This window comes from Nocardioides sp. zg-1308 (genome assembly GCF_013155375.1).
Classification (GTDB): domain Bacteria; phylum Actinomycetota; class Actinomycetes; order Propionibacteriales; family Nocardioidaceae; genus Nocardioides; species Nocardioides renjunii.
In genome coordinates this window covers 112,408-137,090 of the sequence record NZ_JABJQY010000001.1, presented here as the reverse complement: position 1 = coordinate 137,090, position 24,683 = coordinate 112,408, and the positions used below count along the sequence as shown (strand labels likewise).

The window sequence follows — 24,683 nt, the reverse complement described above, 5'->3', positions numbered from 1 at the left end:
CGTGAGCAGCATCCCGACCAGCACCGCGTCCGTCCCCGGCAGGTCCCCGCGCGCCCTCGTCGACCTCGGCCCCGTCGCGCAGCTGCGCGCCGGCCGGCTCGCCCGCCGGCTGCCGCAGCTCTACGTCGGGCTGTTCCTCTACGGCGTCTCGCTCGCCATGATGGTCCGGGGCGCGCTCGGCCTGGCCCCGTGGGACGTGCTCCACTCCGGCTTCATCCGGCACGTGCCGATGTCGCTCGGACAGGCGGTCGTGCTCTTCAGCTTCGTCGTGCTGGTGCTGTGGATCCCGCTGCGGGAGATGCCCGGTCTCGGCACCATCAGCAACGCGCTCGTCGTGGGCGTCTCCGCCGACGTCACGCTGGCCGTCCTGGCGCAGCCGGACGCCGTGTGGGCGCGGATCTCGCTGATGGTCGGTGGTGTCGTGCTGTGCGGGGCGGCCAGCGCCCTCTACATCGGGGCCCAGCTCGGTCGCGGCCCGCGGGACGGCCTGATGACCGGCCTGGCGCGGCGCACCGGCCTCTCGCTGCGGCTGGTGCGCACGGCGCTGGAGGTCGGCGTGGTCGTGATCGGCCTGCTGCTCGGCGGCAGGCTCGGCATCGGCACGGTGGCCTACGCCCTGGCGATCGGCCCGTTGACGCAGCTGATGCTGCCGTGGTTCACCGTCGGGCTAGCGCGCGGCCCAGTGGGCGGCGACCCGGCTCCCTGACAACGCCGAGTGGTAGATCGCGACGTTGTCGATCTCGCCGTCGAACGCCGGGGTGTTGAGCCACCCGACGCTGCCCTGGCCCACCCGCCAGTAGCCGGTGTAGGCCAGCAGCGTCGAGGTGGTCCCGCTGACGACGGGGACGCCGTCGACGTGGATCGTCGTGAGGCGAGCCGCGGTGCTGGTGACGACGAGGTGGTGCCAGGTCCCGTCGTTGTAGGACCGTGAGGTGGTCACGGACGTGGAGCGCCCCGGCCAGGTGCCGAAGGTCAGCCGCCCCGAGGGCTCCATCGTCACCGAGCGGTCGGCCTGCGACCCGAGCAGCGAGTAGCCGGCGTCGCGGTCGTCCTCGAAGCCCGCGAGGTAGCTGCGCGAGGTCGAGGTGGTGCGGAACCACAGCTCGATCGAGTACGCCGCCGGCGCGGCCACCGGCTGGGGGCCGAGGACCACGCGACCGCCGGCGTGGTCCACGGCGGTGCCCGGGTTGTGGGGGAGCGCACCCGGCACACCGGGCTGGACCGAGCCGTAGTACTGCCCGGTGCGGTTGTTGCCCGACCGGTCCGAGGCGTACGCCGCGCCGCCGGGCTCGTCGAGCAGCCAGAAGCCGAACGGCTGGTCCGCGAGGACGGCGGAGACGTACGGCTGGGCCCAGGCGCCGGTGGCCCACGTCCAGCCGCTGTTTCGCGTGTGGCCGGTGAACCCCGCGTTCGCCGTCGACGTCAGCGTGCCGAGCAGGACCAGTCCCGCCACGACCACGAGAGGGACCCGCGAGCGGAGCACGCGACCCTGCCGTGACCTCGCGGGGCCGGTCCCGTGCGTCGGGCCGCCGTCCGCAGGGCCGCCGGAGCCGGGCCCGTCGTGCGGCGGTCGCCGCGCGACCCACCGCCGGACCGCTCGCAGCAGGCCCCACCTCGGCCGCTCGCCGTCGAGGCGCCGGAGGGCCAGGGCGAGCGCGGCGCTCGTCAGCAGCAGCCAGGCCGCGAGGCGCAGCCAGTCCCCGGACCGCATCCAGGTGACCGGCAGCCCGATGTAGGGGACCAGGAGCACGGCGGTGGCGCGGACGTCGCTGCGCGGCAGCGGCGTCACGTCGGTGACGTCGTTCGCGTCGCCGGCGGTGGTGTAGTCGCCGTCGTCGCGCAGCTCCACGATGCGGTGCACCATCATGTGCGGCCGCGTCGTGGCCGGGTCGTCGTAGACGAAGACCCGCCCGACACGGATCCGCTGGTCCTCGCTCCAGGGCTTGCCGACGACGACGTCGCCGACCCGCATGGACGGCTCCATCGATCCGGACCGGACGACGTACGAGCCCCACCCGAACAGGACGGGAGCCAGGGCGATGACCGCGAGGCCGACCAGGAACGCGCGGTACATCCGGGCCGCGAGCACCCCGGCGAGGCGGGCCCAGCCGTGGAGCGCGACCTGCGGCGCCTCGCCGGCGGTGCCGCCACCGGGCTGTGCACGGTCCGCGTCGAGGACGGTCGCGGAGGTCATCTGCTCACCTCCCGGCGGCGTCGTCGTGGTCCCCTCGGGGGCGGTCAGTTGCTCTGCATCTCCCACTGCATGTCGATGCCGGTGCGGGCGCCCTGCATCTGGTCGACCTGGGCCTGCGTCATGCCGGTGGTGTCGAACTTCCAGGTCAGGCGGTAGGTGCGCGACGAGACGCCGGCCGGGACGGACCAGCCGCCGAAGCCGGACTCGAACGTGTTCACCTGCGCGATGGCCGAGAGCGGGGCGTTGGTGACGTGGGGCGCGCCGACCGCGGTGAAGCCGTTGCAGTCGGCGAACGAGCCACCGGTGCCGGAGTCGATCGTGACGAGCACCTTGTTCTCCAGGCCGGCGGTCGAGGTCACCGGGTTGATGGCGTAGCCCTTGACGGTGCTCGGCACGGACGCGTCCGCCGTGACCACGATGCACTTGGTCTGCGTGTCGCCCGGCAGCATGTTGGTGACCCGGAAGCGCGCGGCGCCGTTGTCGTCATCGGTCAGCTTGACCGATCCGGTGGCCCACTCGTTGCCGGAGTTGCGGGTCTGGCCGGTGAAGGCGGCGGACGACGCCTGGTAGACCGACGCGCCGAGGGCCACGATGGCGAGGGGGGTGGCGGCGATCGCGAGGACCTGGGTCGTCTTGGTGCCGGGGGACTTCATGATGGCGGGTTCCTTCGAGGACGAGGTGGAGTGCTGCTCGGAGCACCGAGTGCCTGCACACCGTAGGAACAGGACGGCAACAAAATCCGCCGTTTGGTAAAAATCACGCCCTCGCGCCCTTGACAGCCGGGCCCGCCGACCGCTACTGGCAGGTAGCCTCGCGTCAGCCGGCGCCGTCGGAGACCAAATAGCTGATCACGCCGACGCTGATGGCCACGGAGACCAGCGTGCCGGCGGGTCCGAACACGATGGGCAGGGCCGTGAGCGCCCACACGTCGAAGCCCCGCGCCACGCTTCCGAGGACTCCCGCCGGCACCCCACCGGCCGGCGTGCTCACCAGCGGCGCGGCGTAGTCCGGCGGCTTCCCGGTGATCCACCGCGTCGTCGCGGCCAGCGCGGACGCGCCGCAGGCGAGGGCCACGGTCACCGCCTCGGCCGGGGGGTGCTCCGGCAACAGCGTCCACGTGGTCGCCACGGCGAAGAGGACCAGCGCCGTGCCCGGCACCACCAGGTGGGCCAGGAGCAGGGACCGGCGGCGGAGCGGGAGCATCCGCGCGAGGCTCCCGGTGCGTACGACGACCCGCAGCCCCGTGCACAGCGCAGGACCGCCGAGCAGCCCGACGAGCGTCGTGACCAGGACGACCGCCCGGCCGGCGCCGGCCTCGGCCGCGGCGTAGGGCACGAGCACGAGCCCGGCCAGGAGGACGACTGGCTGAGGCGTCCGGGCCGCGCGCAGGACGTCGCGGTGGACCAGCGCCCACCAGCCGAGCGGGCCGCCGGTGCGCGGGGTGACGCGCGCGCCGCGGCCCCAGCGGCGGGCCAGGAGCACGTCGTACATCAGGCCGAGGTCGATCGACGACAGCGCGCCGGACAGGGCGGGGGAGAGGTTGTCGGTCTGGCCGAGCACGCGCCGGGTGACCACGCCGACCGCCCGGCCGGCCCGCCAGACGAGCACCGCTGCGGCCGGCACCGCCAGCGCGGCGACGCCGAGCGCCGCCCAGGCCGGCACCGTCGGGAGCGCTCCTGCGCCCTGAGTCGCTGAGAGACTCAAGGCCGACCAGAGCGCCGCGAGGAGCGCCCAGGTGAGCCACCGGGCGACCCGGTCCTCACGGACCTGCGACAGCGCCGCGACCCCCACGCAGGCAAGGGCGGCCGCAGCACCGGCGAGGAGGAAGGCGGCCGTCCCGCCCGGCGAGAGCCCGCCCAGCAGGGCCGGCGCCACGAGCAGCAGGGCCGACCCCGCGAGCGTGAGGCCCGCCGTGCGCCACCACCCGGGACGCAGCAGCGCACCCCGGTCGACCGGCGTGCTGAGCAGCCACGCGTTGGCCGCGGGCGGGCTGAAGACCGGCCCGAGCAGCCGCGCGAGTCCGAGAGCGAGCAGGGCCACCGCGACGGCGGCCAGCCATGGTGCGGCCGCCCGGACCTCGCCGCACTGCGCCACGCACGCGTCGTCGGCCAGACGACGCAGCGAGAGGACCACGTTGCCGCCCATCGCCGCCACCATGACGACGCAGAACACCGCGACGTAGGCGTCGGAGACGACCTCGCCCCAGCGCAGCTCGGCGCGGCCGCGGCGCCAGTCACGGACCTCCCGCCGCAGCTCCCGCGCGGAGGGGACGTCAGTCATCGGTGGGCGGTCCCAGCCGGACGACGCGGTCGCACACGCGCTCGACCAGGGCGGGGTCGTGGCTGACCAGCAGCACCGCGCTCCCCGCCGCCTTCTCCGACAGGAGCTTGGCGCCCAGCCACTCGACGCCGTCGACGTCGAGGCGGGCCTCCGGCTCGTCGAGCACCAGCAGCCGGCGCGGGCGCACGAACGCGCTCGCCAGCGCGAGTCGCCGTCGCTGCCCCGACGACAGCGTCGAGGGCAGCTGGCCCGAGACCTCCGTCAGCCCCACCTCGTCCAGCACGCCGTTCACGACCTCCTCCGCGTCGTGCTGGGCGTGGGCCCGCGCCACCAGGTCGAGGTGCTCGACCACCGACAGGTCGGGGAAGAAGTCGATGTCGTCCATCACCACCGCGAGGTCGCGACGGACCGCGGGCTCGCGCTCGTCGACCGTGCGGCCGGCCAACACCGACGTGCCCGCATCGGCCTCGTCGGCGCCGACGATGCAGCGCAGCAGGGTGGACTTGCCGCTGCCGTTGGGTCCCACGACGCCCACGGCCTCGCCGGCGGCGACGTCGAGGTCGACCCCGGCCAGGACCGTCCGGTCACCGAAGCGGCGGGTGATCCCCCGGACCGCGAGCAGCGCGGCGCCCACGCCGTCGAGCACGGCGTCCCTCGCGTCGTCCCCCATGGCGCTCATCCAAGCAGGACGGCGCGTGCGTCAGCGACGTGTCGCGATGACCGCCGACGCGTCGGAGGCGACCATCACCTCGACCGCGGTGAAGCGTTCGTCGGTGAGCCACTGCTCGCGCAGCGTGTCCACGCGACCGTAGGCGATCGGCGGCCAGGACTCGCACGGGGAGAAGTCGTCGAGCACCACGATCCCGCCGGGCTCGACGAGGTCGATGATCGAGTCGACGCCGACCTCGGAGGGGCTGCCGGAGTCGAGGAAGAGCAGCGAGAACGGCCCGCGGTCGCGCAGGACGTTCCAGTCGGCGGCCAGCACCTCGACCTTGGCGTCGTCGTCGAAGATCCGTGCCGCTGCCCCGGCCAGCGACTCGTCGAGCTCGGCGGTGAGGATCCGCGCACCATTGCGCACGCCGCTGCGCAGCCAGGCCGTCCCCACGCCGCAGCCGGTGCCGAACTCGGCCATCGTGCCGCCGCGGGTCGCCGCCAGCGTCGCCAGCAGCCGGCCGGTCTCGTTGCGGCAGAAGGCGACGTAGCCCGCCTGCCGGCACACCTCGAAGGCGCGCTGGACCACGTCGGGGAGGTAGGGAGGAGCAGACATGAGGTGGTCGAGTGTGTCACCAAAGGGCGCGTGTCCCAGGGGGCGGGCCGACGTCTCAGGATCTGACACGTTCGGCAAAGCCGGTGCGGCGGCGCGGGGTCGCGTCCTACAGTCTGCTCACCATGCGGAGCGTCCTCGTACTCATCGATCGCCGCGGCGGGGCCTGACAGAGAGGCCACCTCGTCGCGGTGTTCGGCGTTGACGAGGTTCCGCCACCTGGCTTCTCGGTTCGACTCCCGGCTGGATCCACCCAGCCGGTCGAGCACCCGACGCGGACACGTCCGCACCCGTAGGAGCGAAGCCATGTACGACCTCTATCCCGACGCCTGGGGCCCCGCCGCGCACGACCCCGAGAACCCGCGCAGCGCCGAGAACGTCGCCTCCGCCGTCCAGATCGCGCTTGACCTGCGAGACGACGGCGGTCAGCGTCCGGACGACAACTAACCTTCGCCGCATGTCCGAGACGCAGCAGACCGGCCCCGGCTCCACCGCGCACGGGAGCCCGACCCTCGCCGTCATCCCCGGCGACGGGATCGGTCCCGAGGTGACCGCCGAGGCCCTCAAGGTCCTCGAGGTCGCCTCCCCGGTGACGTTCGCGCCGACCCGCTACGACCTCGGTGCCGAGCGCTACCTCGCGACCGGTGAGGTGCTGCCCGACTCGGTGCTCGAGGAGGTCCGCGGGCACGACGCGATCCTGCTCGGGGCGGTCGGCGGCAAGCCCAACGACCCCGACCTGCCGCCCGGCATCCTCGAGCGGGGCCTGCTCCTGCGGCTGCGCTTCGAGCTCGACCACTACGTCAACCTGCGCCCCTCGCGGCTCTACCCGGGCACGGCCTCACCCCTGGCCGACCACGTGCTGGAGCGCGGCGACATCGACTTCGTGGTCGTCCGCGAGGGCACCGAGGGCCCCTACACGGGCAACGGCGGCGCCCTGCGGGTCGGCACGCCGGCCGAGATCGCCACCGAGGTGTCGGTCAACACCGCGTACGGCGTCGAGCGGGTGGTGCGCGACGCCTTCGCGCGAGCCAGCCGGCGCCCGCGCAAGAAGGTGACCCTGGTCCACAAGACCAACGTGCTGGTCAACGCCGGCTCGCTGTGGTGGCGGGTCTTCGAGGCCGTCGCGGCGGAGCACCCCGACGTGACGACCGACTACATGCACGTCGACGCGGCGATGATCTTCCTGGCCACCGACCCCGCCCGCTTCGACGTCATCGTCACCGACAACCTCTTCGGCGACATCGTCACCGACCTCGCCGCCGCCATCACCGGCGGCATCGGCCTGGCCGCCTCCGGCAACGTCAACCCCGACCGGACGGCGCCCTCCATGTTCGAGCCGGTCCACGGCTCGGCCCCCGACATCGCCGGCCAGCAGAAGGCCGACCCCACCGCCGCGATCCTGTCCGCCGCGCTCCTGCTCGACCACCTCGGCCACCCCGAGGCGGCCGCGGCGATCGAGACCGCGGTGCTGGCCGACCTCGCCGAGCGCACGACGGGCACCACCCGTCGTACGAGCGAGGTCGGGGACGCCATCGCCGCTCGCCTCTGACGCACCTCGATAGGTTGACCCCATGCAGATCAGCACCACCGCCAACCCCACGCCGGTCGACGACGCGCGGCTCTCCGAGATCCTCGCCAACCCCGGCTTCGGCACCCACTTCACCGATCACATGCTCACGGTGGAGTGGACCCCCGACGCCGGGTGGCACGCCGCGCGCATCACCCCCTACGGGCCGCTCACCCTCGACCCCGCGACCGCGGTGCTGCACTACGCGCAGGAGACGTTCGAGGGCATGAAGGCCTACCGCCACGCCGACGGCTCGATCTGGACCTTCCGTCCCGAGCAGAACGCCGCGCGGATGGTCCGCTCGAGCGCGCGGCTCGCCTTCCCCGAGCTGCCCGTCGACGACTTCGTCGCGTGCGTGGACGCCCTGGTCGAGGCCGACCAGCGCTGGGTCCCCGACAACGCGGCCGGCCAGGGGGAGGGCGAGAAGTCGCTCTACCTGCGGCCCTTCATGTTCGCCTCCGAGACCTTCCTCGGCGTGCGCCCCGCCCAGCACGTGACGTTCATGGTCATCGCCTCGCCCGCCGGCGCCTACTTCAAGGGCGGCGTGAAGCCGGTCAACCTCTGGCTCTCCGAGACCTTCACCCGCGCCGGCCGCGGCGGCATGGGCGCGGCGAAGACCGGTGGCAACTACGCCGCCTCGCTCGCGGCGCAGCGCGAGGCGATCGAGAAGGGCTGCGACCAGGTCGTCTTCCTCGACGACCAGGAGTTCCGCTACATCGAGGAGCTCGGCGGGATGAACCTCTTCTTCGTCCACGCCGACGGACGCATCGTCACCCCGGAGACCGGCACGATCCTCGAGGGCATCACCCGCGCCTCGATCATCGAGCTGGCCGGCAAGCTCGGCCACGCCGTCGAGGAGCGCAAGGTCTCCATCGACGAGTGGCGCGACGGCGTCGCGTCCGGCGAGATCACCGAGGTGTTCGCGTGCGGCACCGCCGCCGTGGTCACCCCCGTCGGCGAGCTGCGCTCGCCCGGCAGGGTGACGCCCGCGCCGGCGAGCACCGAGCTGACGATGCGGATCCGTGAGGCCCTGGTCGGGATGCAGTTCGGCCGGGCCGAGGACACCTTCGGCTGGATGCACCGCGTCGTCTGAGCCGATGTCCGACGACGCCGCGACCACCGACCAGTCCTCCTGCCGGGGCGCGTCCGCCTTCGAGGCCCAGAGCTCGCGGTCGCTGCGCGACTTCATCGACACCGAGTCGATGTCGGCCGGGCTGCTCGTGGCGGCCGCCCTGGTCGCGCTCGTGTGGGCCAACTCGCCGTGGTCGCAGTCCTACGTCGACCTGTGGCACACCGAGCTGTCGATCCGCTTCGGCAGCGGCGGGCTGACCATGGACCTGCACCACTGGATCAACGACGGCCTCATGGTCGTGTTCTTCTTCGTGATCGGGCTCGAGGTCCGCAAGGAGTTCGCGATCGGCGAGCTCACCGACCGCAGCCGGGTCGTGGTGCCGCTCGTCGCGGGCACCACGGGCATGCTGGTGCCGGCCGCGATCTTCCTGGCCCTCAACCCGTCGGGTGCCGAGTCGGCCGGCTGGGGCGCCGTCATCGGCACCGACACCGCGTTCCTGCTCGGCGTCATGGCGCTGGTCGGCCCCGCGGTCTCCACCCAGCTGCGGATCTTCCTGCTGACGCTGACCGTCATCGACGACATCGTCGCGGTGAGCGTCATCGGCATCGTCTACTCCGACGACATCTCGGCGGGTGCGCTGCTCGTCGCCGCGGCCTGCCTGGCCGTGCTGGTCGTGCTGGACCGCTACGCCGTGTGGCAGGCGGCGCCCTACGTCCTCGTGGTGGTCGTGCTCTGGGTCGCCACCCTCGAGTCGGGCGTGCACGCCTCGATCGCCGGGATGGTGAGCGGGCTCCTGGTCCCGGCGCTCGACCCGCGCCGCTCCGACGTCGACGCGGCAGCGACGTCGTTCCGGGCCTTCCGGCAGTCCCCGATGCCGGGCGTCCAGCGGGTGGCACGCCGGTCGCTGACCCGCGCGATCTCGGTCAACGAGCGGCTGCAGGAGGCGCTGCACTCGCCGACCAGCCGCGTCGTCGTCCCTCTCTTCGCGCTGGCCAACGCCGGCGTCGACCTGCGTGACGGCGTGCTCGGCGATGCCCTCGGCTCGCGGCTGATGTGGGGCATCGTGCTCGGCCTGGTGGTCGGCAAGGCGCTCGGCATCTTCGTCGGCGCGTGGGCCAGCGTCCGGCTCGGCTGGGGCCGCCTGCCGCAGGGCGTGGGCCTCGGGCACACCCTCGCCGGTGGCGCGCTGTCGGGCATCGGCTTCACCGTCTCGCTGCTCATCATCAGCCTGGCCTTCGACTCCAGCCGGCTCCAGGACGAGGCCCGCGTGGGCGTCCTGCTGGCGGCCGGGCTGGCCAGCCTCGCCGGCTGGCTGGCGTTCCGCTTCGCCGCCCGCGTCCTCGGCCAGCGAGACGCCGCCCTGCCCACGCTGCTGAGCCGGCCCGTCGACGAGGAGCGCGACCACGTGCTGGGCCCGGTCGACGCGCCGCTGACGCTCGTGGAGTACCTCGACTACGAGTGCCCGTTCTGCGCCCGGGTCAGCGGCGTCGGCGAGGAGCTGCGGGCCCACTTCGGCGACCGGCTGCGCTACGTCACCCGCCACCTGCCGCTGCCGGTCCACCCGCACGCCGAGCTCGCCGCGCTCGCCTCGGAGGCCGCGGCCCGCCAGGACCGCTTCTGGGACATGCACGCCGTGCTCTTCGCCCACCAGGACGAGCTGGAGCTGGAGGACCTCGTCGGCTACGCGGCGCAGATCGGCCTGGACGTGGAGCGCTTCATGCGCGACCTCGATGACGACGAGCTCGCCCGGCACGTGGAGCACGACGTGGCGTCGGCCGAGGAGAGCGGCGTGCGCGGGACGCCGACGTTCTTCATCGGCGACACCCGCCACATCGGGCCCCACGACGCACGCACGCTGATCGCCGCGCTGGAGTCGGCGGCCGTCGCCCGCTGACCAGCGAGCGGTCTCGGCCGTTCGGCCGATGCGTCCCGGCCCGCCGGCCGATGCGGCGCCCACCGGGCGCGGCGAGGCTCGTCGCATGACGACGATCGCCCCCGCGCGACCAGCCCCGCCCCGACGCCGCCGCGAGTGGTGGATCCCGGCCGGCCTCCTGGCGCTCACCTTCGTGCCGGTCGTGGCCGGCGTGCTCCGCCTCGCCGACCTGGCGACCGGGGAGGCCGACGAGACCAGCCAGCGCTTCTTCGACCTGCCCCTTCCGGTGGTCGTCCACGTGCTCGGTGCCTGCACCTACTGCGTGCTGGGGGCGTTCCAGTTCATGCCGTCCTTCCGGCGCCGCCGGCCGCGGTGGCACCGCTGGAGCGGGCGCGTGCTCGTGCCGGCCGGGCTGGCCGCGGCGCTGAGCGGGCTGTGGATGGCGGTCTGGTACGACCTGCCCGCCCACGACAACGCCGCGCTGATGTGGGTCCGGCTGGTGTTCGGCTCCGTCATGGTGGCCGGCCTGGTGCTCGGTGTCGCGGCGATCCTGCGCCGCGACGTACGCACCCACCAGCGGTGGATGGCGAGGGCGTACGCCGTCGGGCAGGGCGCCGGCACGCAGGCGGTCGTCCTCGGGCCGATGGTCCTCGTCGTCGACCAGCCGGGCGGCGACCTGAAGGCGAGCGGTATGGCCGCAGCGTGGGTGATCAACCTGGTCGTGGCGGAGTGGCTCGTGCGGCGCAGCCAGGCCCGTCAGCCGAGCCGCCGCGTCTGGTAGGCCCAGAGCGCGAGCTCGACGCGGTTGCGGACCCCGAGCTTGGCCATCAGCGAGGCGAGGTGGGTCTTCACCGTGCTGAGGGAGATGTAGAGCTCCGCGGCGACCTCGTGGTTGGTCAGCCCCCGCGCCACGGCGACGAGCACCTCCTCCTCCCGGTCGGTGAGGGCGGCCGTGGGCTGCAGCGGGGCGTCCCTGCCGGCGAAGTCCCGCAGCAGCCGGGTGGTCACCGCCGGCGCGACGAGGGAGCCGCCGTCGGCGGCCGCCCGGACGGCGTGGGTGAGCAGCGCGGGGCCGCAGTCCTTGAGCAGGAACCCCTTGGCGCCGGCCCGCAGCGCGCCGTAGACGTAGTCGTCGAGGTCGAAGGTCGTCACGACCACGACGGCGATCGGGTCCGTCACCTCGGGACCGGCCAGCGCACGGGTCGCCTCGATGCCGTCGAGGCGGGGCATCCGGATGTCGAGCAGGCACACGTCCGGCCGCAGCCTGCGGGCCTGCGCGACGGCGTCCTGGCCGTCCGCGGCTGCCGCGACCACCTCGATGCCGTCCTGCGCGTCGAGGATCATCGCCAGCCCGGTGCGCACGATCTCCTGGTCGTCGGCGACGAGCACCCGGAGCGTCATGGCCGGCGCCGGTCGAGCTCGCGGTCCCGGGACGGCAGGAGCGCGACGACCTTCCAGCCGCCACCGACCGCGGGACCGGCGGACAGCCGGCCACCGACGAGCTCGGCACGCTCGGTCATGCCGAGGATGCCGAACCCCCTGTCGGCCGGCATCGCGCTGCGACCGTCGTCGGTGACGGTCAGCTCGACCAGGTCGAGCCTCCTGGCCACCTGCACCCGGACGCTCGTGACGTCCGTCGCGTGGCGGCGCGCGTTGGCGACCGACTCCTGGGCGATCCGCTGGACGGTCGCCGCGACGGTGGGGGACAGGTCGAGGTCGTCGGCGACGACCACCTCGACGGCCGGACCCGGTCCCGCAGCCGCGGCCATCGCGGTCAGGTCGTCCAGCGGCCGCCGCGCCGGGTCGTCGTCGGTCCGCAGCATCCGCACCACCGACCGGGTCTCGGCGAGGGTGCGGGTCGCCTCCTCGTCGATGCGGCGCAGGGCCTCCCTCGCCGCCGCCGGCCGCGTCTCGGCGACCGCGAGGCCCGCCTGCGCGCTGATCGCGATGGCGGTCAGGTGATGGGCGACCGTGTCGTGCAGATCGCGCGCGAGGCGCTCCCGCTCCAGGCGTCGTACGTCCTCGAGCTGGCGCGTGTGCAGCATCGCCCGCGCGCGCAGGGCGAGCCCCGTCATCGTCGCCGCGACGAGCACGGCCGCGCCGCCCAGCCGGTCGCCGGCCGCCAGGTCCTGCGCCACCAGGGACGAGCCGGCCACCAGGAGGAAGAGCGCCAGCCCCGAGACCGCGTCGGCGCCGGACGCCCAGCGCACCAGGGAGTAGGGGATGAGCAGCGCCAGCACCGCCGTGTGCAGGTCGCCGGGCGGGTCGACGTCGCCGAGGCGCTGGACCACCGACAGGACGACCATGACCGCCGCGAAGGCGAGCGCCGTCGCCGCGGGGCGCGTCCGTCGTACGAGCAGGCTGGGCAGCCAGGCGAGGAAGCCGACCAGCGAGAGCCACCGCCCCGGCAGGTCGGGCCGCAGGAGCGTCACCTCGACGACCGCCAGCACGGCCGCCACCGCGACGAGGGCGATGTCGGACCGACCGGCCGGACGCGCGCCCGGCGGGGCCGGCAGGCGCCGGACCGACCCGACCAAGGACCGCAGGACCGTGAGCACGGGTGAACCGTAGTGCCCGGCGCGCCCCACCCGGATCGGCCGGTTGACCGAGGGCCGCCGGTAACCTCGTGGCGTGACGACGTCCCCGAGTGCGCCGCCGCCCGGTCTCACCGTGGGCGGCTACGCGCTGCGCGCCCGCCTCGGCGAGGGCGGGATGGGAGTGGTGCACCTGGGCCAGAAGCCGGGCGAGCGACCGGTCGCCATCAAGGTGCTGCGCCCGCACGTCGTCGGCGACGACGAGGCGCGGCGCCGGCTGGCGCGCGAGGTGAGCTCGCTGAGCCGGGTGCGCAGCCGCCGCATCGCCGAGATCGTCGACGCCGACCCCTACGGCGAGATCCCGTTCGTCGCGACCCGCTACGTCCCGGGGCTGTCGCTCCACGACCACGTGCAGGAGGAGGGCACGCTCGCCGGTGACGACCTGCTGTGGTTCGCCGACTGCCTGGCCGAGGCGCTCGAGGCGGTGCACGCCGTCGGGGTGCTGCACCGCGACATCAAGCCGTCCAACGTCATCATGGAGGGCCGCACGCCCATCCTGATCGACTTCGGGCTGGCCCGGGTCGCCGAGGACTCCCGCATCACGATGAACGGCTGGCTGCTCGGCACCCCGGGCTACCTCGCGCCGGAGATCCTCTACGGCGACGACGCGACCGCGGCCTCCGACGTGCACGCCTGGGGCGCCACGGTCGCGTACGCCGGCACCGGCCGCGCGCCGTTCGGCCGCGGGCCGTCGGTGGCGATCATGGACCGCGTGCGCCGCGGCGAGCACGACCTCACCGGCCTGGACCCGCTGCTCCTCCCGGTCGTGGAGGAGGCGCTCGCGCCGGAGGGCCGCGACCGGCCCTCGCTCGACGAGGTCCGCGACTGGCTCGAGGAGCTCGCGCGGCCGCCGGTCGACGACGCCCGGCCCGGCACCCCCCGCGACCGTCGCGTCGAGCCCGACCCGGTGACCCTTCCCTACGTCGCCCTCGCCCACCAGGAGCGGGAGGCGCCGACCCGGATGGGCACGGCCCCGGTCGACACCACGCCCGTCGCCCACCAGACGCCCGAGGAGCCGGTGCACTGGTCCTCGGACTGGAGCGCCCCCCACGACCACGCGGGCAGCACGGCCTGGCTCCCGCCGGAGCACCTCCCGCCCTTCGTCGAACGGGCGCCGGCGGGGGAGCGGCTGCGCCGCAGCGGCACGTTCCTCGCGCTCGGTGCGGCGCTCGCCGGCGGCACCGCGCTCGCGCCCTACGTCACCCTCGCCGTGGTCCTCGTCGCCGTCTGGCTGCTGCGCAGCGGGTCGATGGCGGCGTCGTCCGCGGGCAACCGGCGCAGCCGGCGGGGCGCCAAGTGGTACGACGGCATCCAGCTGCTGCTCGCCGCGCCCTGGCACGCGGTGGCCGGCCTGGGCGGCACGGTGATCCTGTCGCTGTGGAGCCTCGGCATCGGCGCCGCGATCGCGCTGCTCTGCTTCGCCGCCTCCCTCTCGATGCTCACCTCGCTGGCCCTCGTCGGGGCGGCGTTCGCGGTCGGGCTGTGGTGGGGACCGGGCTCGGAGCGGCTGCGCTCACCGCTCCACCGCGCGGTCGACCCGCTGGCGCGCCGCGCGGTCCCGTGGCTGCTGGTCACCCTGCTGCTCGCTGCCGGTGCCTCCGGGCTGGGCGCCGCCGCGTCCGCCCAGGGCACGGCGTGGTCGCCCGACGACTCCGCGCCGCTGGCCGACATCAGCCTCCCGGGCTGGCTCTGAGCCCTGCCCGGAGCCTCAGTCTCCGGGTCCTCAGGCCGGCGAGAGCGTGCTCCGGATCGCGGCGATGTGGTCGGGCGTCGAGCCGCAGCAGCCCCCGACCAGGTCGATGCCCAGGCCGGCGAGCCGGCTCGCGTGCGCCGCGAGGTCGTCAGGCGTGGCGTCGTACTCGAAGTGGTCGCCCACGACCTGCGGCAGTCCGGCGTTGGACTGGGCGACGAGCAGCACCTCGCCGCTCCGGGCTCCGACCATCTCCGCGGCGATGAGCTCCATCTCCTCCGGGCCGCGCCCGCAGTTGGCGCCGACCGCGTCGACCCCGGCGGCGGACAGGTGCGTCACCGCGTCGGCCGGCCGGACTCCCATCATCGTGCGCACGTTGGTGTCGAAGCTCATCGTCACCACGACCGGCAGGTGCGGCGCCACCTCCTTGGCGGCAGCGACGGCGGCGTCGGCCTCGCCGAGGTCGCTGAGGGTCTCCACCAGCACGAGGTCGATCCCATCCTCGACGAGCGCCGTGAGTTGCTCGGCGAACAGCGCCTGCGCCTCCTCGCTCGTCATGGCGCCGAGGGGCGCCAGCAGCTCACCCGTCGGACCGAGGTCGCCCGCGACGAGCAGGCCCCTTTCGTCGGCGACCGAGCGCGCGATCCGCGCGGCGTTGCGGTTCACCTCGGCGAGACGGTCGCCGAGGCCGTGCATGTCGAGCCGCGGCCGGGTGCCCCCGAACGTGTTGGTGGTGAGGATGCGCGCGCCGGCATCGGCGTACGCCCCGTGGGCGGCGCGCACCGCGTCCTGGTTCTCGAGGTTCCAGAGCTCACCGGGAGCACCGTCCTCCAGGCCGCTGTCCTGCAGGAGGGTGCCCATGCCGCCGTCGAACAGCACCGGCCGGTCCGGCCCGAGCAGGGCCGCCAGGCGGTTCACCGGCCGAGCCCGTCGAGGTAGCCGCTGAGCCGGTCGGCGGGCCACTCGGACTCCAGCTCCGCAACCACCCGCTCGAGCACCTCGGCGGGCGTGCCGTCGGCCTCGGTCCACGGCGAGCGGTCCCAGCCCAGCAGGTAGTCGTCGGCGCCGGTGTCGCCCAGGCGCATGGCCGCCTCGTCGATCGCCTCCTGGAACCGCGCCGCGAGAGTGGCCTTCACCGTCTCGTCGCCCGAGCGGGCCGCGACCATGGACGGCAGCTCCCGCCACCTCGTCACCTGGTAGTCCGTCATGCTCGGAGCCTAGGTCCGCCCGGTGTGCCGGCGCGGGTCCGACCGGCAGGTGAACGCGCCGTGACCCGAACCGTCTCCACCCGTAGGGAGTCTGTGCCTGCGGCAGGCGCGGGCGTAGGTTCCGTCCACACCTTCGGAAGGGGACCCACCGATGACCTTCGACGCAACCTCCGCCGTACGCCGCCTGGGCGTGGCAGCCACGGCCCTCACCCTCGGGCTCGGCATGACCGTGCCCGCCTTCGCGGCGCCAGCGAAGGACACCACCGACTGCATCGACTACGGGGCCATCGGCGACGCCCCCGCCGGCACCATCCCGCGCGACGACCACCACCACGTCCGCAAGGACCCGCTGGCCAAGGCGCTCCGGAGCGCGGCCTCCGACAGGACCGCGACCGGCGCCCGCAGCGCCGCGGCGTTCGCGACCGTCACCGTCCCGGTCCGCTTCCACGTCATCGCCAAGGACCGCGGCCAGGCCGGCGGCGACCTCTCGGACGCGCGGATCGCGGCCCAGATCGACGTCATGAACGCCGCCTACGCGCCGCACGGGTTCTCCTTCGTCCTCGAGGACACCACCCGGTCCTACGAGCCGGAGTGGTTCAACCTCATCTCCGCCAACGGCGCCACCCCGCGCTACTACCGCGGCAGCGGCAAAGAGGTGAAGATGAAGAAGGCGCTCTACGGCGACAGCACGTCCGAGACGCTCAACATCTACACCGCCTCGCTCGGCCAGTCGCTGCTCGGCTGGGCCTACTTCCCGTCCGACTTCGACCCCGCCGCGACGGCCGGCAACCCGCTGCCGCAGTACCTCGACGGCGTCGTGCTCGACTACCGCAGCCTGCCCACCGTGCCGAACGACACGGGCGACAGCAGCGTCTTCACGACGTATGGCGAGGGCGACACCGCGACGCACGAGGTCGGCCACTGGCTGGAGCTGTACCACACCTTCCAGGGCGGCTGCTCCGAGCCGGGTGACTACGTGGCCGACACGGCAGCCGAGGCCTCGCCGGCCTTCCAGTGCCCGACCGGGCGGGACACCTGCGCGGCTCCCGGCCTGGACCCCATCACGAACTTCATGGACTACACCTACGACTCGTGCATGACCCAGTTCACCGCCGGTCAGGCCGCCCGCATGCAGACGGCCTGGACGTCCTACCGCGACCTGGGCTGACGGGCTGACCAGGAGCGGGTGTCGCCGACCCGTCGCTCAGTCGGCGACGCCCGCCGGTCCTGCGTGTTCCTCCGCCGTCTCCGGCACGCCTGCGTTTACCTCGGCCGCGCCGCGGCCGTTGTCCTGGTCGGTCATGACTACCTGCATCGGTGGGTCGGTGGGACGGATCCCGTACCCCGCCTCCGCCCGACTCACGCTGCCGGGCCGCGCCGCCGGGTCACGCTGCCGGGTGCCGGCGGCGCTACTCGAGGAGCTCGTCGCGTCGCTCGTCGCGGTGCTCGACCTCGGCGGCGAGCTGGCGCAGCGAGGGATGGTCGTCGGGGGTGCCCCACATCAACCGCTCCAGACGGCGCAGCCAGCGGCTGGTGCGGCAGCGGACCATCGGGTCCCGCCTGACCCGTGACCGGTCGACCCAGTTCCACAGCTCCATGCTTGAACGCAACCCTGCCGGCGCCCACCACCCGTTGACCCGCAGGTCGGTGTGAGCCGGGAACCGGCTCCCACCATGTCGGCGGGCACCGTCGTCGCGCATCGGCTCGACCTCCTCCCCGGTGTCCACGGCGACGTACCGCTCCCGCAGCCCCGCCATCCGCACCATCGCGTGCAGCACGCTCGTCCGAGGACTCGTACGTCCGGTCTCCCACCGCGCCACCACCGACTGCGACACCTCCAACAGCCCGGCCAGCCCCCGCTGCGACACGTCCAGGATCCGCCGCACCCGGCGCACCATCCCCGGGATCCCGCCCTCGAACGGCCCCAGGTCGTACCACTGCCACTCCGCCTCACCCCACCACCCAGCCGGAGCACCCACCCCGGCCCCCGCCACTGCCGCATCTGTCGTCGCTGCCGTCGTACCAACCATCGCCTACTCCTCGCCCTGTGTGCCGGTCCCGTCCAGCCATCACAGACCGAGCCGCCGACACAGTGGCCGTGCTCTCCACAGCACGCCCGCACCGGCCCGTTCGCCAGCACCTGTGGACGCCTGGCGGCTCCCCACCGCCAACAGCGGACCCTCCGCGCCGCCCCACCCGGCGCGTCCTAGCCCTTGAGTCGCTCACAGACTCAAGACCAAGAAACAACCGAACGGGTGCCGGCCGAGGCGCGCCTACGCCTTGAGTCGCTCAGAGACTCAAGGGCCAGGACCGCCGGGAGGGGGGGTGTCGCGAGGGGTGGCCGGGCGCGGGGCATGGCGTACGCCGGACTCTCCGTGTACGGCGGACTCGCTGCACCGGGCCTGCGGCCGGCAGAGCGGGTGGCCCGCCTCCGTGGGGCCGGACCGGCGTACGGGACGGTTCAGTCGCCGACTGCGGCGATGCCGCGGGTGACCAGCGCCGGGTCGGGGGCCATCACGACCTCGTGGACCTTGTCCTCGTAGTCGACGCGGGACAGGAAGTAGCGCATGGCGTTGATGCGGGCGCGCTTCTTGTCGTTGCTCTTGATGGTGGTCCACGGCGCGAAGTCGCTGTCCGTGCGGAGGAACATCTCCTCCTTGGCCTCGGTGTAGTCGTCCCACTTCTCCAGCGACTCGATGTCGATGGGGGAGAGCTTCCACCGGCGGACCGGGTCGACCTGCCGGACCATGAAGCGGGTGCGCTGCTCGGCCGCCGTCACGGAGAACCAGAGCTTGGTCAGCGTGATCCCGCTGTCGACGAGCATCTTCTCGAAGACCGGCGCGTGGTCCATGAACAGCGCCACCTCGTCGGGGTCGGCGAAGCCCATGACCCGCTCGACGCCGGCGCGGTTGTACCAGGAGCGGTCGAACAGGACCATCTCGCCGGCGGCCGGGAGGTGGCGTACGTAGCGCTGGAAGTACCACGACGTCTGCTCGCGCTCGCTCGGCTTGGTGAGGGCGACGACGCGGGCGTAGCGCGGGTTGAGGTGCTCCATGAAGCGCTTGATCGTCCCGCCCTTGCCGGCGGCGTCGCGTCCCTCGAAGACGAGCACGTGCCGGCCGCCGGTGCTGGCGAGGTGGTTCTGCAGCTTGAGCAGCTCGACCTGGAGCCGGTACTTGTCGATCTCGTAGCGCTCGCGGTCCATGCGCTGGTCGTAGGGGTAGTTCTCCCGCCACGTGTCGACGGCGCGGCCGTGCTTGTCGAGCAGGATCGGGTCGTCGTCGTGGTCCTCGCCGATCGTGTGGCCGTCGATGTGGAGCCGGTCGATGTACTCCCGGACGTCGCGCAGCACGAGCTCTCCCTCCGGTGGTGCGGCCTCGCTGCTGGGTGGACTTCCGAGGCCGTCCTCGCAGTATGGGCAGACGCCCCAGACCGGCAGAACAGTCCAGGGGGTGACCTGTGGCGCACGGCTCGCGGACCGCCCGTTCAGGTCCGGGGATTCGGGTACGGGGCGTCGTCCAGCCAACGAACGCAGGAGGGTCCATGACCGCCGAACAGCCAGACGTCGCCAGCGAGATCGGGACCGACCCGGCCGTCGACGTCACCGGGGACAGCACCGACAACGAGAGCTACCACGGCTACAGCGTCGACGACGAGACGCAGCCGCAGAGCACGGGCGACAGCTTGGTCGACGACGACCGCGGGCTGTCGGAGCCGCTGGACGAGGGCTACTCGCCGCCGGAGAAGTGGTCGGCCGGACAGGGCTTCGGCAACACGCCGCTCGAGGAGAGCATGGGGGAGTCCCTCGACCAGCGCCTCGAGCAGGAGCTGCCCGAGCCCGACCCGTACGAGGTCGCCGAGGAAGAGGCCGCCCGCGGTGACCTCGCGGCGCTGGTGACCGAGGAGAACCCGTCGGTCGACGAGGGCGAGGTCGGCGGGGACGTCGACGGCGCGCGCGCCGGTCGGCTCGTCGCGATCGACGAGGGCGTCCGCACCGACACGGAGAAGGACCTGGTCGCCACGGACGTCGGCATCGACGGGGCCGCCGCCGGCGCCGAGGAGGCCGCGATCCACGTGGTCGACGACCCGGAGCTCGACCCGCTGGTCGACCTCGAGGCCGACCTCAACCCGCCCGACTGACCTGTCTCGTGACGACCCGGTTCAGCCGCGAGGCTGGGCCGGGTTCGTCGGTCGCCCCGCGACGGCCTGTGGCGGCCGGTCCCACAGTCGACCGCGCCTGTGCCGCCCCGTACCCGCTGCGCCGACCTCACGCCTGCCCGTCTGCCGGGCGTTCACCCAGCGCTCACGTGCTCATCGCCGAACGGAGCGGCCGGGTTGGCCGGGGAACGCCAGCGTCACACCCATGTCCCTCCCCATCTCTCGGGCGGCCCGCTGGGTCAGCCTCGCCCTCACCGCGACGGTGCTGTCCACCGTCCACGCCGCCACCTCCACCACTGCGGCGGCCAGCCCCTCCGCCGGCACCCCCGGCGCCCCCACGACCGGCTCCGCCAAGGCCGCCCTCGACCGGGGTCACCGCCCCGACCGGGCCGTCCAGCCCACCCTCGAGGCGCGCGCCACGCTGTCCGCGGACTTCCTCGCCAGCGGCCCGCCCTCCGGTGCACTCGCCAGCCCGGCCAACGGCCGCACCGGTCCCTTCCCCGGTCAGGTGATCCCCGGGTTCTCCGCGATGATCGAGAACGGTGACGGCACCTTCTGGGCCCAGCCGGACAACGGCTTCGGGACCAAGGCCAACTCCGCCGACTTCCTCCTGCGCCTCTACAAGATCCGTCCCGACTGGGAGACCGCCGACGGCGGACCCGGCGAGATCCGCGTCGAGCGCTTCATCTCCCTGCGCGACCCCGCACGCAAGGTGACCTTCCCGATCACCAACCAGGCGACCACCGACCGGCTGCTCACCGGTGCCGACTTCGACATCGAGTCCGTGGTGCGCGGCCGCGACGGCTCGTTCTGGATTGGGGAGGAGTTCGGCCCGTTCCTGCTCCACGTCAGCGCCGACGGCCGGGTGCTCGAGGCACCCGTCCCGCTGCCCGACGGCAAGTCCCCCCAGAACCCCTTCCTCGCCGCCGGCGAGCAGCCCCGCGTCCCCGCCAGCCGCGGCTTCGAGGCCATGGGCGGCTCCGCCAACGGCCGCTACCTCTACCCGATCCTCGAGGGTGCGTTCGTCGACGACGCCGACCAGCGCCGCCGCGTCGTCTACGAGTTCGACACCCGCCGGTCCGCCTACACCGGCCGCACGTGGCGCTACCAGGTCGACGAGGCGCCCAACGTCATCGGCGACGCCTTCACCGTGCGGCGCGACAAGCTCGTCCTCATCGAGCGCGACAACCTCGACGGCCCCGCGGCCGTCACCAAGCGGCTCTACGAGATCGACCTCGGCTCGTCGGACTCCGACGGGTTCGTCGAGAAGCGGCTCGTCGTCGACCTGCTCAAGATCGCGAACCCCGCCCGGATCGGCGTCGCGTCCTCGCCCGGCGCGTACGGCGTCTCCGACCCGTTCTCGTTCCCGTTCGTGTCGGTCGAGGTCGTCGTCGAGCTCCGCGACGGCCGGCTGCTCGTCGGCAACGACAACAACTACCCCGGCGACGACGCGCGGGTGCCCGGCACCCCGGACGACACCGAGCTCGTCGTCGTCGACCTGCCGCGGCTGCGGCCGAGCGCGCCCGGCGACACGCTGGTGATCGGCCACCGCGGCTCCAGCGGCACCCGGCCCGAGCACACCCTCGCGGCTTACGAGCAGGCCATCCTGGCCTGCGCCGACTACATCGAGCCGGACCTGGTCTCCACCAGGGACGGGGTGCTCGTGGCCCGTCACGAGAACGAGATCGGCGGCACCACGGACGTCGCGTCGCGGCCCGAGTTCGCCGGCCGGAGGACCACGCGGACGATCGACGGCGTCGCGCTGACCGGGTGGTTCACCGAGGACTTCACCCTCGCCGAGCTCAAGACCCTGCGCGCCGTCGAGCGGATCCCCGGGGTGCGCCCGCAGAACACGCCGTTCAACGGCCTCTACGCCGTGCCGACCCTCGACGAGGTGCTCGACCTCGCCCGCCGCTCGCGGACCTGTGGCGGCGAGGCGGTCGGCGTCTACCCCGAGACCAAGCACCCGACCTACTTCGACGGCATCGGGCTCTCCCTCGAGGAGCCGCTGCTCGCCACGCTCGCGGCCAACGGCTACGACGGGGACGACCCGGTCTACCTGCAGAGCTTCGAGACCACCAACCTCCGCGAGCTCGACGGCGTCACCGACTTCCGGATCACCCAGCTGACCGGCTGCACCGGCGCGCCGTACGACCTGGCCGTCGCCGGCGACCCGCGCACGTACGCCGACATCGTCAGCCGGCAGGGCCTGCGCGACGTGGCGCAGTACGCCGACGGGCTGGGCGCGTGCAAGGACCAGCTCATCCCGCGCGACGCGTCGGGCCGGCTGCTGCGGCCGACGGCGGTCATCGACGACGCGCACCGGGAGGGCCTGCAGGTCCACCCCTACACGTTCCGCGTCGAGAACCAGTTCCTGCCGCTGCAGTTCCGTCGCGGCACCGACCCCGCAGCGCCCGGTGACCTGGAGGGTGAGCTCAACGCCTTCCTGCGGGCCGGGATCGACGGCTTCTTCACCGACAACCCCGCCATCGGCGCGCGGGTCGTCCGCTAGTCCGACGCCGCGGCCGGCCCACGACGTGTCGTCGTGGGCCGGTCAGCGGCGCCGTGACGCGCAGGTGATGCAGGTCCGGGTCGCGGGCAGCGCCTCGAGCCGCGCGTCGCCGATGGGTCGCCCGCAGCCCTCGCACCGGCCGTAGGTGCCGGCGTCGACGCGGCCCGTCGCGGCGTCGAGCTCGTCGAGGTGGCGTCGCACGTGCGCGATCAGCGCCCCGATCTGCGAGCGCTCGAAGGCGATCGTGTGGCCCTCCGGGTCGTGCTCGTCGTCGGCGTTGGTGTCGCGCGAGGCCGCGACGACGGCCTCGTGGTCGCCGGTCAGGCTGGCCAGGCGGTCGAGCGCGAGCCGGCGCTCCTCCGCGAGGCGACGACGTGCGGCATCCATCCCACCATGATGTCCGGTGGGTCCGACACCGACCTGGGATTCCACGCTCGGCCCGGCTAGGAGCCGAGCCGGTCCGGCTGGTCGATCAGCAGCCCCGCGACCGCTCGCGAGCTCGGCGCTCCGACCCCGCGTTCCGGTGCGCGGAGCCGCATCGCGAGGCGACCGGAGTAGACGAGCAGCAGCGCCTCGACGAGCCGGGGCGCGTCCGTCCCGACGACGGGCTCGGCGAGCCGTCGCAGGCGGGCCCGCAGCTCGTCGGTCTCCAGCCGCACGGCCGCCGCGAGGACCGGGTCGGGGTCGACGTGCCCGGCCGCGGTGCCGAGGAAGGCGCACCAGCGGGCCCCGGTCGTCCGGCCGGCGTACTCCTCGAGGGCGTCGAAGACCGCCAGCAGCCGGTCGCGGTCGGTCGAGGCCCGGGCGATCGCGGCGTCCCACACCTCGAGCCACTCCTCGTGGCGACGCTCGAGCGCCGCGGCGACGAGGGCGTCCTTGCTGGGGTAGGCCCGGTAGAGCGTCGCTGGGGACACCCCGGCGCGCTCCAGGATCGCGTCGACCGGTGCGTGGGTGGCTCCCTCGACGAACACGACCTCGTCCACGGCGTCCAGGAGCCGGGTGAGGGTGGAGCCGCGGGTGACCACGTCCGCATTGTAGGCTGATGAAATGAAACGATCGTTATCGTTCGGGGATCGGCTCGAGCTGCTGCTGGTCGTCGCGGGCACGTGCCTCATCGCCGGCACCTACGGGCTGGTGCGCCTCGCCTACGGCCTGTTCCTGCCCGACATCGCGGCGTCCGTGGCGATGAGCACGGCGGTGGCCGGGTACGTCGCCTCGGCCGCGTCGGCGGCGTACTGCCTGGGCGCCCTCGCGGCGGTCGTCGTCGACCACCGCCCGCGCACCCTGGTCGTCGCGGCCGTTGCCACCGCCTCAGGCGGCGCCCTCGCGATGGCGATGGCTGACGGGCTGGCGCTCCTCGCGCCGGCCGTCGTCGTGGCCTCGGCGGGCGCGGGCCTCGCCTCCCCGGGCCTCGTGGCGGTCGTCGCCCGCGGTGTCGCGGCGCCCCGGACGGCCGCCGCCCAGGCGACGGTCAACGCCGGCACGGGCCCCGGCCTCGTGGCCGCCGGACTCCTCGCGCTGGCGCTGCCGGACTGGCGGGCGGCCTTCGTCGCCAGTGCCGTCGTCACCGCCGCGGCCGGGGCCGGCGTGCTGCTGCTCGATCGGCGGGGCCAGGCACGGCCGGCCGAGGAGGTCGCCGACGAGCAGGCGACCGGCGGGCTGCGCTGGATGCTGGCGCTCCGGGTGCCGGCGGCCGGGGCGCTGCTCCTCGGCGCGGCGTCCGCGGCGACGTGGACCTACGGGCGTACGCAGGTCGCCGCGACCGGGGCCGGCAGCACGGAGACGGTCCTGGCCTGGATCGCCCTGGGAGTCGGGGGCACGGCCACGGTCCTGACGGCACGCCGCCTCGGGGCGCTGCCCCCGGCGCGCGCCTGGCTGCTGACGGCGCTCGTGGTCGCCGTCGCGACCGCCGGGCTCGCGCCGACGACGGCGCCGCTGCTGCTCCCGGTGCTCGCGTGCGGCGCCTTCGGGTGGGGCTTCGTCGCGGCCAGCTCGGCCCTCATCGCGTGGGCGGGCGACCTCGTCGCGGACCGGGCCGCGGCGGGCACGTCGGTGCTCTTCGTCGCCCTGGTGCTGGGGCAGGCGGCGGGTGCCGCGGCCGCGGGTGCGCTCGCCGGCCGGATCGGCCTGCCGCCCGTCTTCCTGCTCGCGGCGGGGGTCGCGGTGCTCGCGGCGGCGTGCGGCGCAACCAGATCCCGAGACACCGCCACGACCGTCCGGATGGATGCCACGATGGGCTCGTGAGCAGCACCACCATCATCATTGCCTAGC

Annotated in this window: 24 protein-coding genes; 11 read left to right on the top strand and 13 right to left on the bottom strand. The window is 73.8% G+C overall.

What is annotated here, in order from left to right; all coding sequences use genetic code 11:
- Position 1 precedes the first annotated feature (1 nt).
- Entirely contained in the window at positions 2–706 is a 705-nt protein-coding gene (locus tag HN031_RS00685) for a YitT family protein (protein ID WP_367650610.1), read from the top strand.
- On the opposite strand, the gene HN031_RS00680 is transcribed toward HN031_RS00685, so the two are convergent.
- The 5 genes from HN031_RS00680 to HN031_RS00660 form a co-directional block, all read right to left on the bottom strand.
- Positions 668–2,194 (bottom strand): signal peptidase I, encoded by a 1,527-nt coding sequence (locus HN031_RS00680; RefSeq protein WP_172264880.1) that lies wholly within the window; start codon positions 2,192–2,194, stop codon positions 668–670. The two genes, HN031_RS00685 and HN031_RS00680, sit on opposite strands and share 39 nt — an antisense overlap.
- A gap of 44 nt (positions 2,195–2,238) precedes the next feature.
- Complete coding sequence (locus tag HN031_RS00675) at positions 2,239–2,847, bottom strand: hypothetical protein (RefSeq protein WP_172264877.1); 609 nt, start codon at positions 2,845–2,847, stop codon at positions 2,239–2,241.
- Between the two features lie 163 nt (positions 2,848–3,010).
- A complete protein-coding gene (locus HN031_RS00670) occupies positions 3,011–4,474 on the bottom strand; it encodes a DUF6297 family protein (protein ID WP_172264874.1) in 1,464 nt (487 codons plus the stop codon).
- Positions 4,467–5,144 (bottom strand): ABC transporter ATP-binding protein, encoded by a 678-nt coding sequence (locus HN031_RS00665; RefSeq protein WP_172264871.1) that lies wholly within the window; start codon positions 5,142–5,144, stop codon positions 4,467–4,469. The genes HN031_RS00670 and HN031_RS00665 overlap by 8 nt, the downstream gene beginning before the upstream one ends.
- A gap of 30 nt (positions 5,145–5,174) precedes the next feature.
- Complete coding sequence (locus HN031_RS00660; protein WP_172264868.1) at positions 5,175–5,741, bottom strand: O-methyltransferase; 567 nt, start codon at positions 5,739–5,741, stop codon at positions 5,175–5,177.
- A 303-nt stretch (positions 5,742–6,044) separates the two neighbouring features.
- Here HN031_RS00660 and HN031_RS00655 point away from each other — a divergent pair, with 303 nt between their 5' ends.
- From HN031_RS00655 to HN031_RS00635, 5 genes are all read left to right on the top strand, one after another.
- Positions 6,045–6,185 (top strand): hypothetical protein, encoded by a 141-nt coding sequence (locus HN031_RS00655; protein WP_172264865.1) that lies wholly within the window; start codon positions 6,045–6,047, stop codon positions 6,183–6,185.
- Between the two features lie 10 nt (positions 6,186–6,195).
- The gene (locus HN031_RS00650) at positions 6,196–7,287 is read left to right on the top strand and encodes a 3-isopropylmalate dehydrogenase (protein ID WP_172264862.1); all 1,092 of its coding nucleotides are present in this window, start codon (positions 6,196–6,198) and stop codon (positions 7,285–7,287) included.
- A gap of 22 nt (positions 7,288–7,309) precedes the next feature.
- The gene (locus tag HN031_RS00645; protein WP_172264859.1) at positions 7,310–8,398 is read left to right on the top strand and encodes a branched-chain amino acid aminotransferase; all 1,089 of its coding nucleotides are present in this window, start codon (positions 7,310–7,312) and stop codon (positions 8,396–8,398) included.
- A 4-nt stretch (positions 8,399–8,402) separates the two neighbouring features.
- Positions 8,403–10,271, top strand: coding sequence for a Na+/H+ antiporter NhaA (gene nhaA, locus HN031_RS00640; protein WP_172264856.1), 1,869 nt, complete (start codon positions 8,403–8,405; stop codon positions 10,269–10,271).
- A gap of 85 nt (positions 10,272–10,356) precedes the next feature.
- Positions 10,357–11,031, top strand: coding sequence for a DUF2306 domain-containing protein (locus tag HN031_RS00635; RefSeq protein ID WP_172264853.1), 675 nt, complete (start codon positions 10,357–10,359; stop codon positions 11,029–11,031).
- Here the strand turns inward: HN031_RS00635 and HN031_RS00630 are convergent.
- The gene (locus HN031_RS00630) at positions 11,007–11,651 is read right to left on the bottom strand and encodes a response regulator transcription factor (RefSeq protein WP_172264850.1); all 645 of its coding nucleotides are present in this window, start codon (positions 11,649–11,651) and stop codon (positions 11,007–11,009) included. The genes HN031_RS00635 and HN031_RS00630 overlap by 25 nt on opposite strands.
- Positions 11,648–12,808 (bottom strand): histidine kinase, encoded by a 1,161-nt coding sequence (locus HN031_RS22105; RefSeq protein WP_172264847.1) that lies wholly within the window; start codon positions 12,806–12,808, stop codon positions 11,648–11,650. The genes HN031_RS00630 and HN031_RS22105 overlap by 4 nt, the downstream gene beginning before the upstream one ends.
- A gap of 73 nt (positions 12,809–12,881) precedes the next feature.
- Here HN031_RS22105 and HN031_RS00620 point away from each other — a divergent pair, with 73 nt between their 5' ends.
- Positions 12,882–14,537 (top strand): serine/threonine-protein kinase, encoded by a 1,656-nt coding sequence (locus HN031_RS00620; RefSeq protein WP_172264844.1) that lies wholly within the window; start codon positions 12,882–12,884, stop codon positions 14,535–14,537.
- A 30-nt stretch (positions 14,538–14,567) separates the two neighbouring features.
- Here the strand turns inward: HN031_RS00620 and HN031_RS00615 are convergent, their stop codons facing one another.
- Positions 14,568–15,452, bottom strand: coding sequence for a homocysteine S-methyltransferase family protein (locus HN031_RS00615; RefSeq protein WP_216651957.1), 885 nt, complete (start codon positions 15,450–15,452; stop codon positions 14,568–14,570).
- Positions 15,449–15,742: a virulence factor gene (locus HN031_RS00610; RefSeq protein ID WP_172264841.1), complete on the bottom strand. Its 294-nt coding sequence runs from the start codon at positions 15,740–15,742 to the stop codon at positions 15,449–15,451. The genes HN031_RS00615 and HN031_RS00610 overlap by 4 nt, the downstream gene beginning before the upstream one ends.
- A gap of 151 nt (positions 15,743–15,893) precedes the next feature.
- Here HN031_RS00610 and HN031_RS00605 point away from each other — a divergent pair, with 151 nt between their 5' ends.
- Entirely contained in the window at positions 15,894–16,910 is a 1,017-nt protein-coding gene (locus tag HN031_RS00605) for a zinc metalloprotease (RefSeq protein WP_172264838.1), read from the top strand.
- Positions 16,911–17,151: 241 nt separating this feature from the next.
- On the opposite strand, the gene HN031_RS00600 is transcribed toward HN031_RS00605, so the two are convergent.
- Together HN031_RS00600 and ppk2 are read right to left on the bottom strand one after the other, a co-directional pair.
- On the bottom strand, positions 17,152–17,721 hold the full coding sequence (locus HN031_RS00600; RefSeq protein ID WP_172264835.1) for a helix-turn-helix transcriptional regulator: 570 nt from the start codon (positions 17,719–17,721) through the stop codon (positions 17,152–17,154).
- A 482-nt stretch (positions 17,722–18,203) separates the two neighbouring features.
- Positions 18,204–19,094, bottom strand: a complete 891-nt coding sequence (ppk2, locus tag HN031_RS00595; protein WP_172264832.1) for a polyphosphate kinase 2 — start codon at positions 19,092–19,094, stop codon at positions 18,204–18,206.
- Positions 19,095–19,285: 191 nt separating this feature from the next.
- On the opposite strand from ppk2, the gene HN031_RS00590 reads away from it, so the two are divergent.
- Positions 19,286–19,882 carry a DUF5709 domain-containing protein gene (locus HN031_RS00590; protein ID WP_253942951.1) on the top strand — a complete coding sequence of 199 codons (597 nt, stop codon included), beginning with the start codon at positions 19,286–19,288 and terminating at the stop codon, positions 19,880–19,882.
- A 223-nt stretch (positions 19,883–20,105) separates the two neighbouring features.
- Positions 20,106–22,412, top strand: coding sequence for an esterase-like activity of phytase family protein (locus HN031_RS00585; protein WP_172264829.1), 2,307 nt, complete (start codon positions 20,106–20,108; stop codon positions 22,410–22,412).
- A 42-nt stretch (positions 22,413–22,454) separates the two neighbouring features.
- Here the strand turns inward: HN031_RS00585 and HN031_RS00580 are convergent, their stop codons facing one another.
- The gene (locus tag HN031_RS00580) at positions 22,455–22,799 is read right to left on the bottom strand and encodes a TraR/DksA C4-type zinc finger protein (protein ID WP_172264826.1); all 345 of its coding nucleotides are present in this window, start codon (positions 22,797–22,799) and stop codon (positions 22,455–22,457) included.
- A 56-nt stretch (positions 22,800–22,855) separates the two neighbouring features.
- A complete protein-coding gene (locus tag HN031_RS00575; protein ID WP_216651956.1) occupies positions 22,856–23,437 on the bottom strand; it encodes a TetR/AcrR family transcriptional regulator in 582 nt (193 codons plus the stop codon).
- A 22-nt stretch (positions 23,438–23,459) separates the two neighbouring features.
- Between HN031_RS00575 and HN031_RS00570 the strand changes: the two genes are divergently transcribed.
- Positions 23,460–24,656 carry an MFS transporter gene (locus HN031_RS00570; RefSeq protein ID WP_172264820.1) on the top strand — a complete coding sequence of 399 codons (1,197 nt, stop codon included), beginning with the start codon at positions 23,460–23,462 and terminating at the stop codon, positions 24,654–24,656.
- Positions 24,657–24,683: the final 27 nt, after the last annotated feature.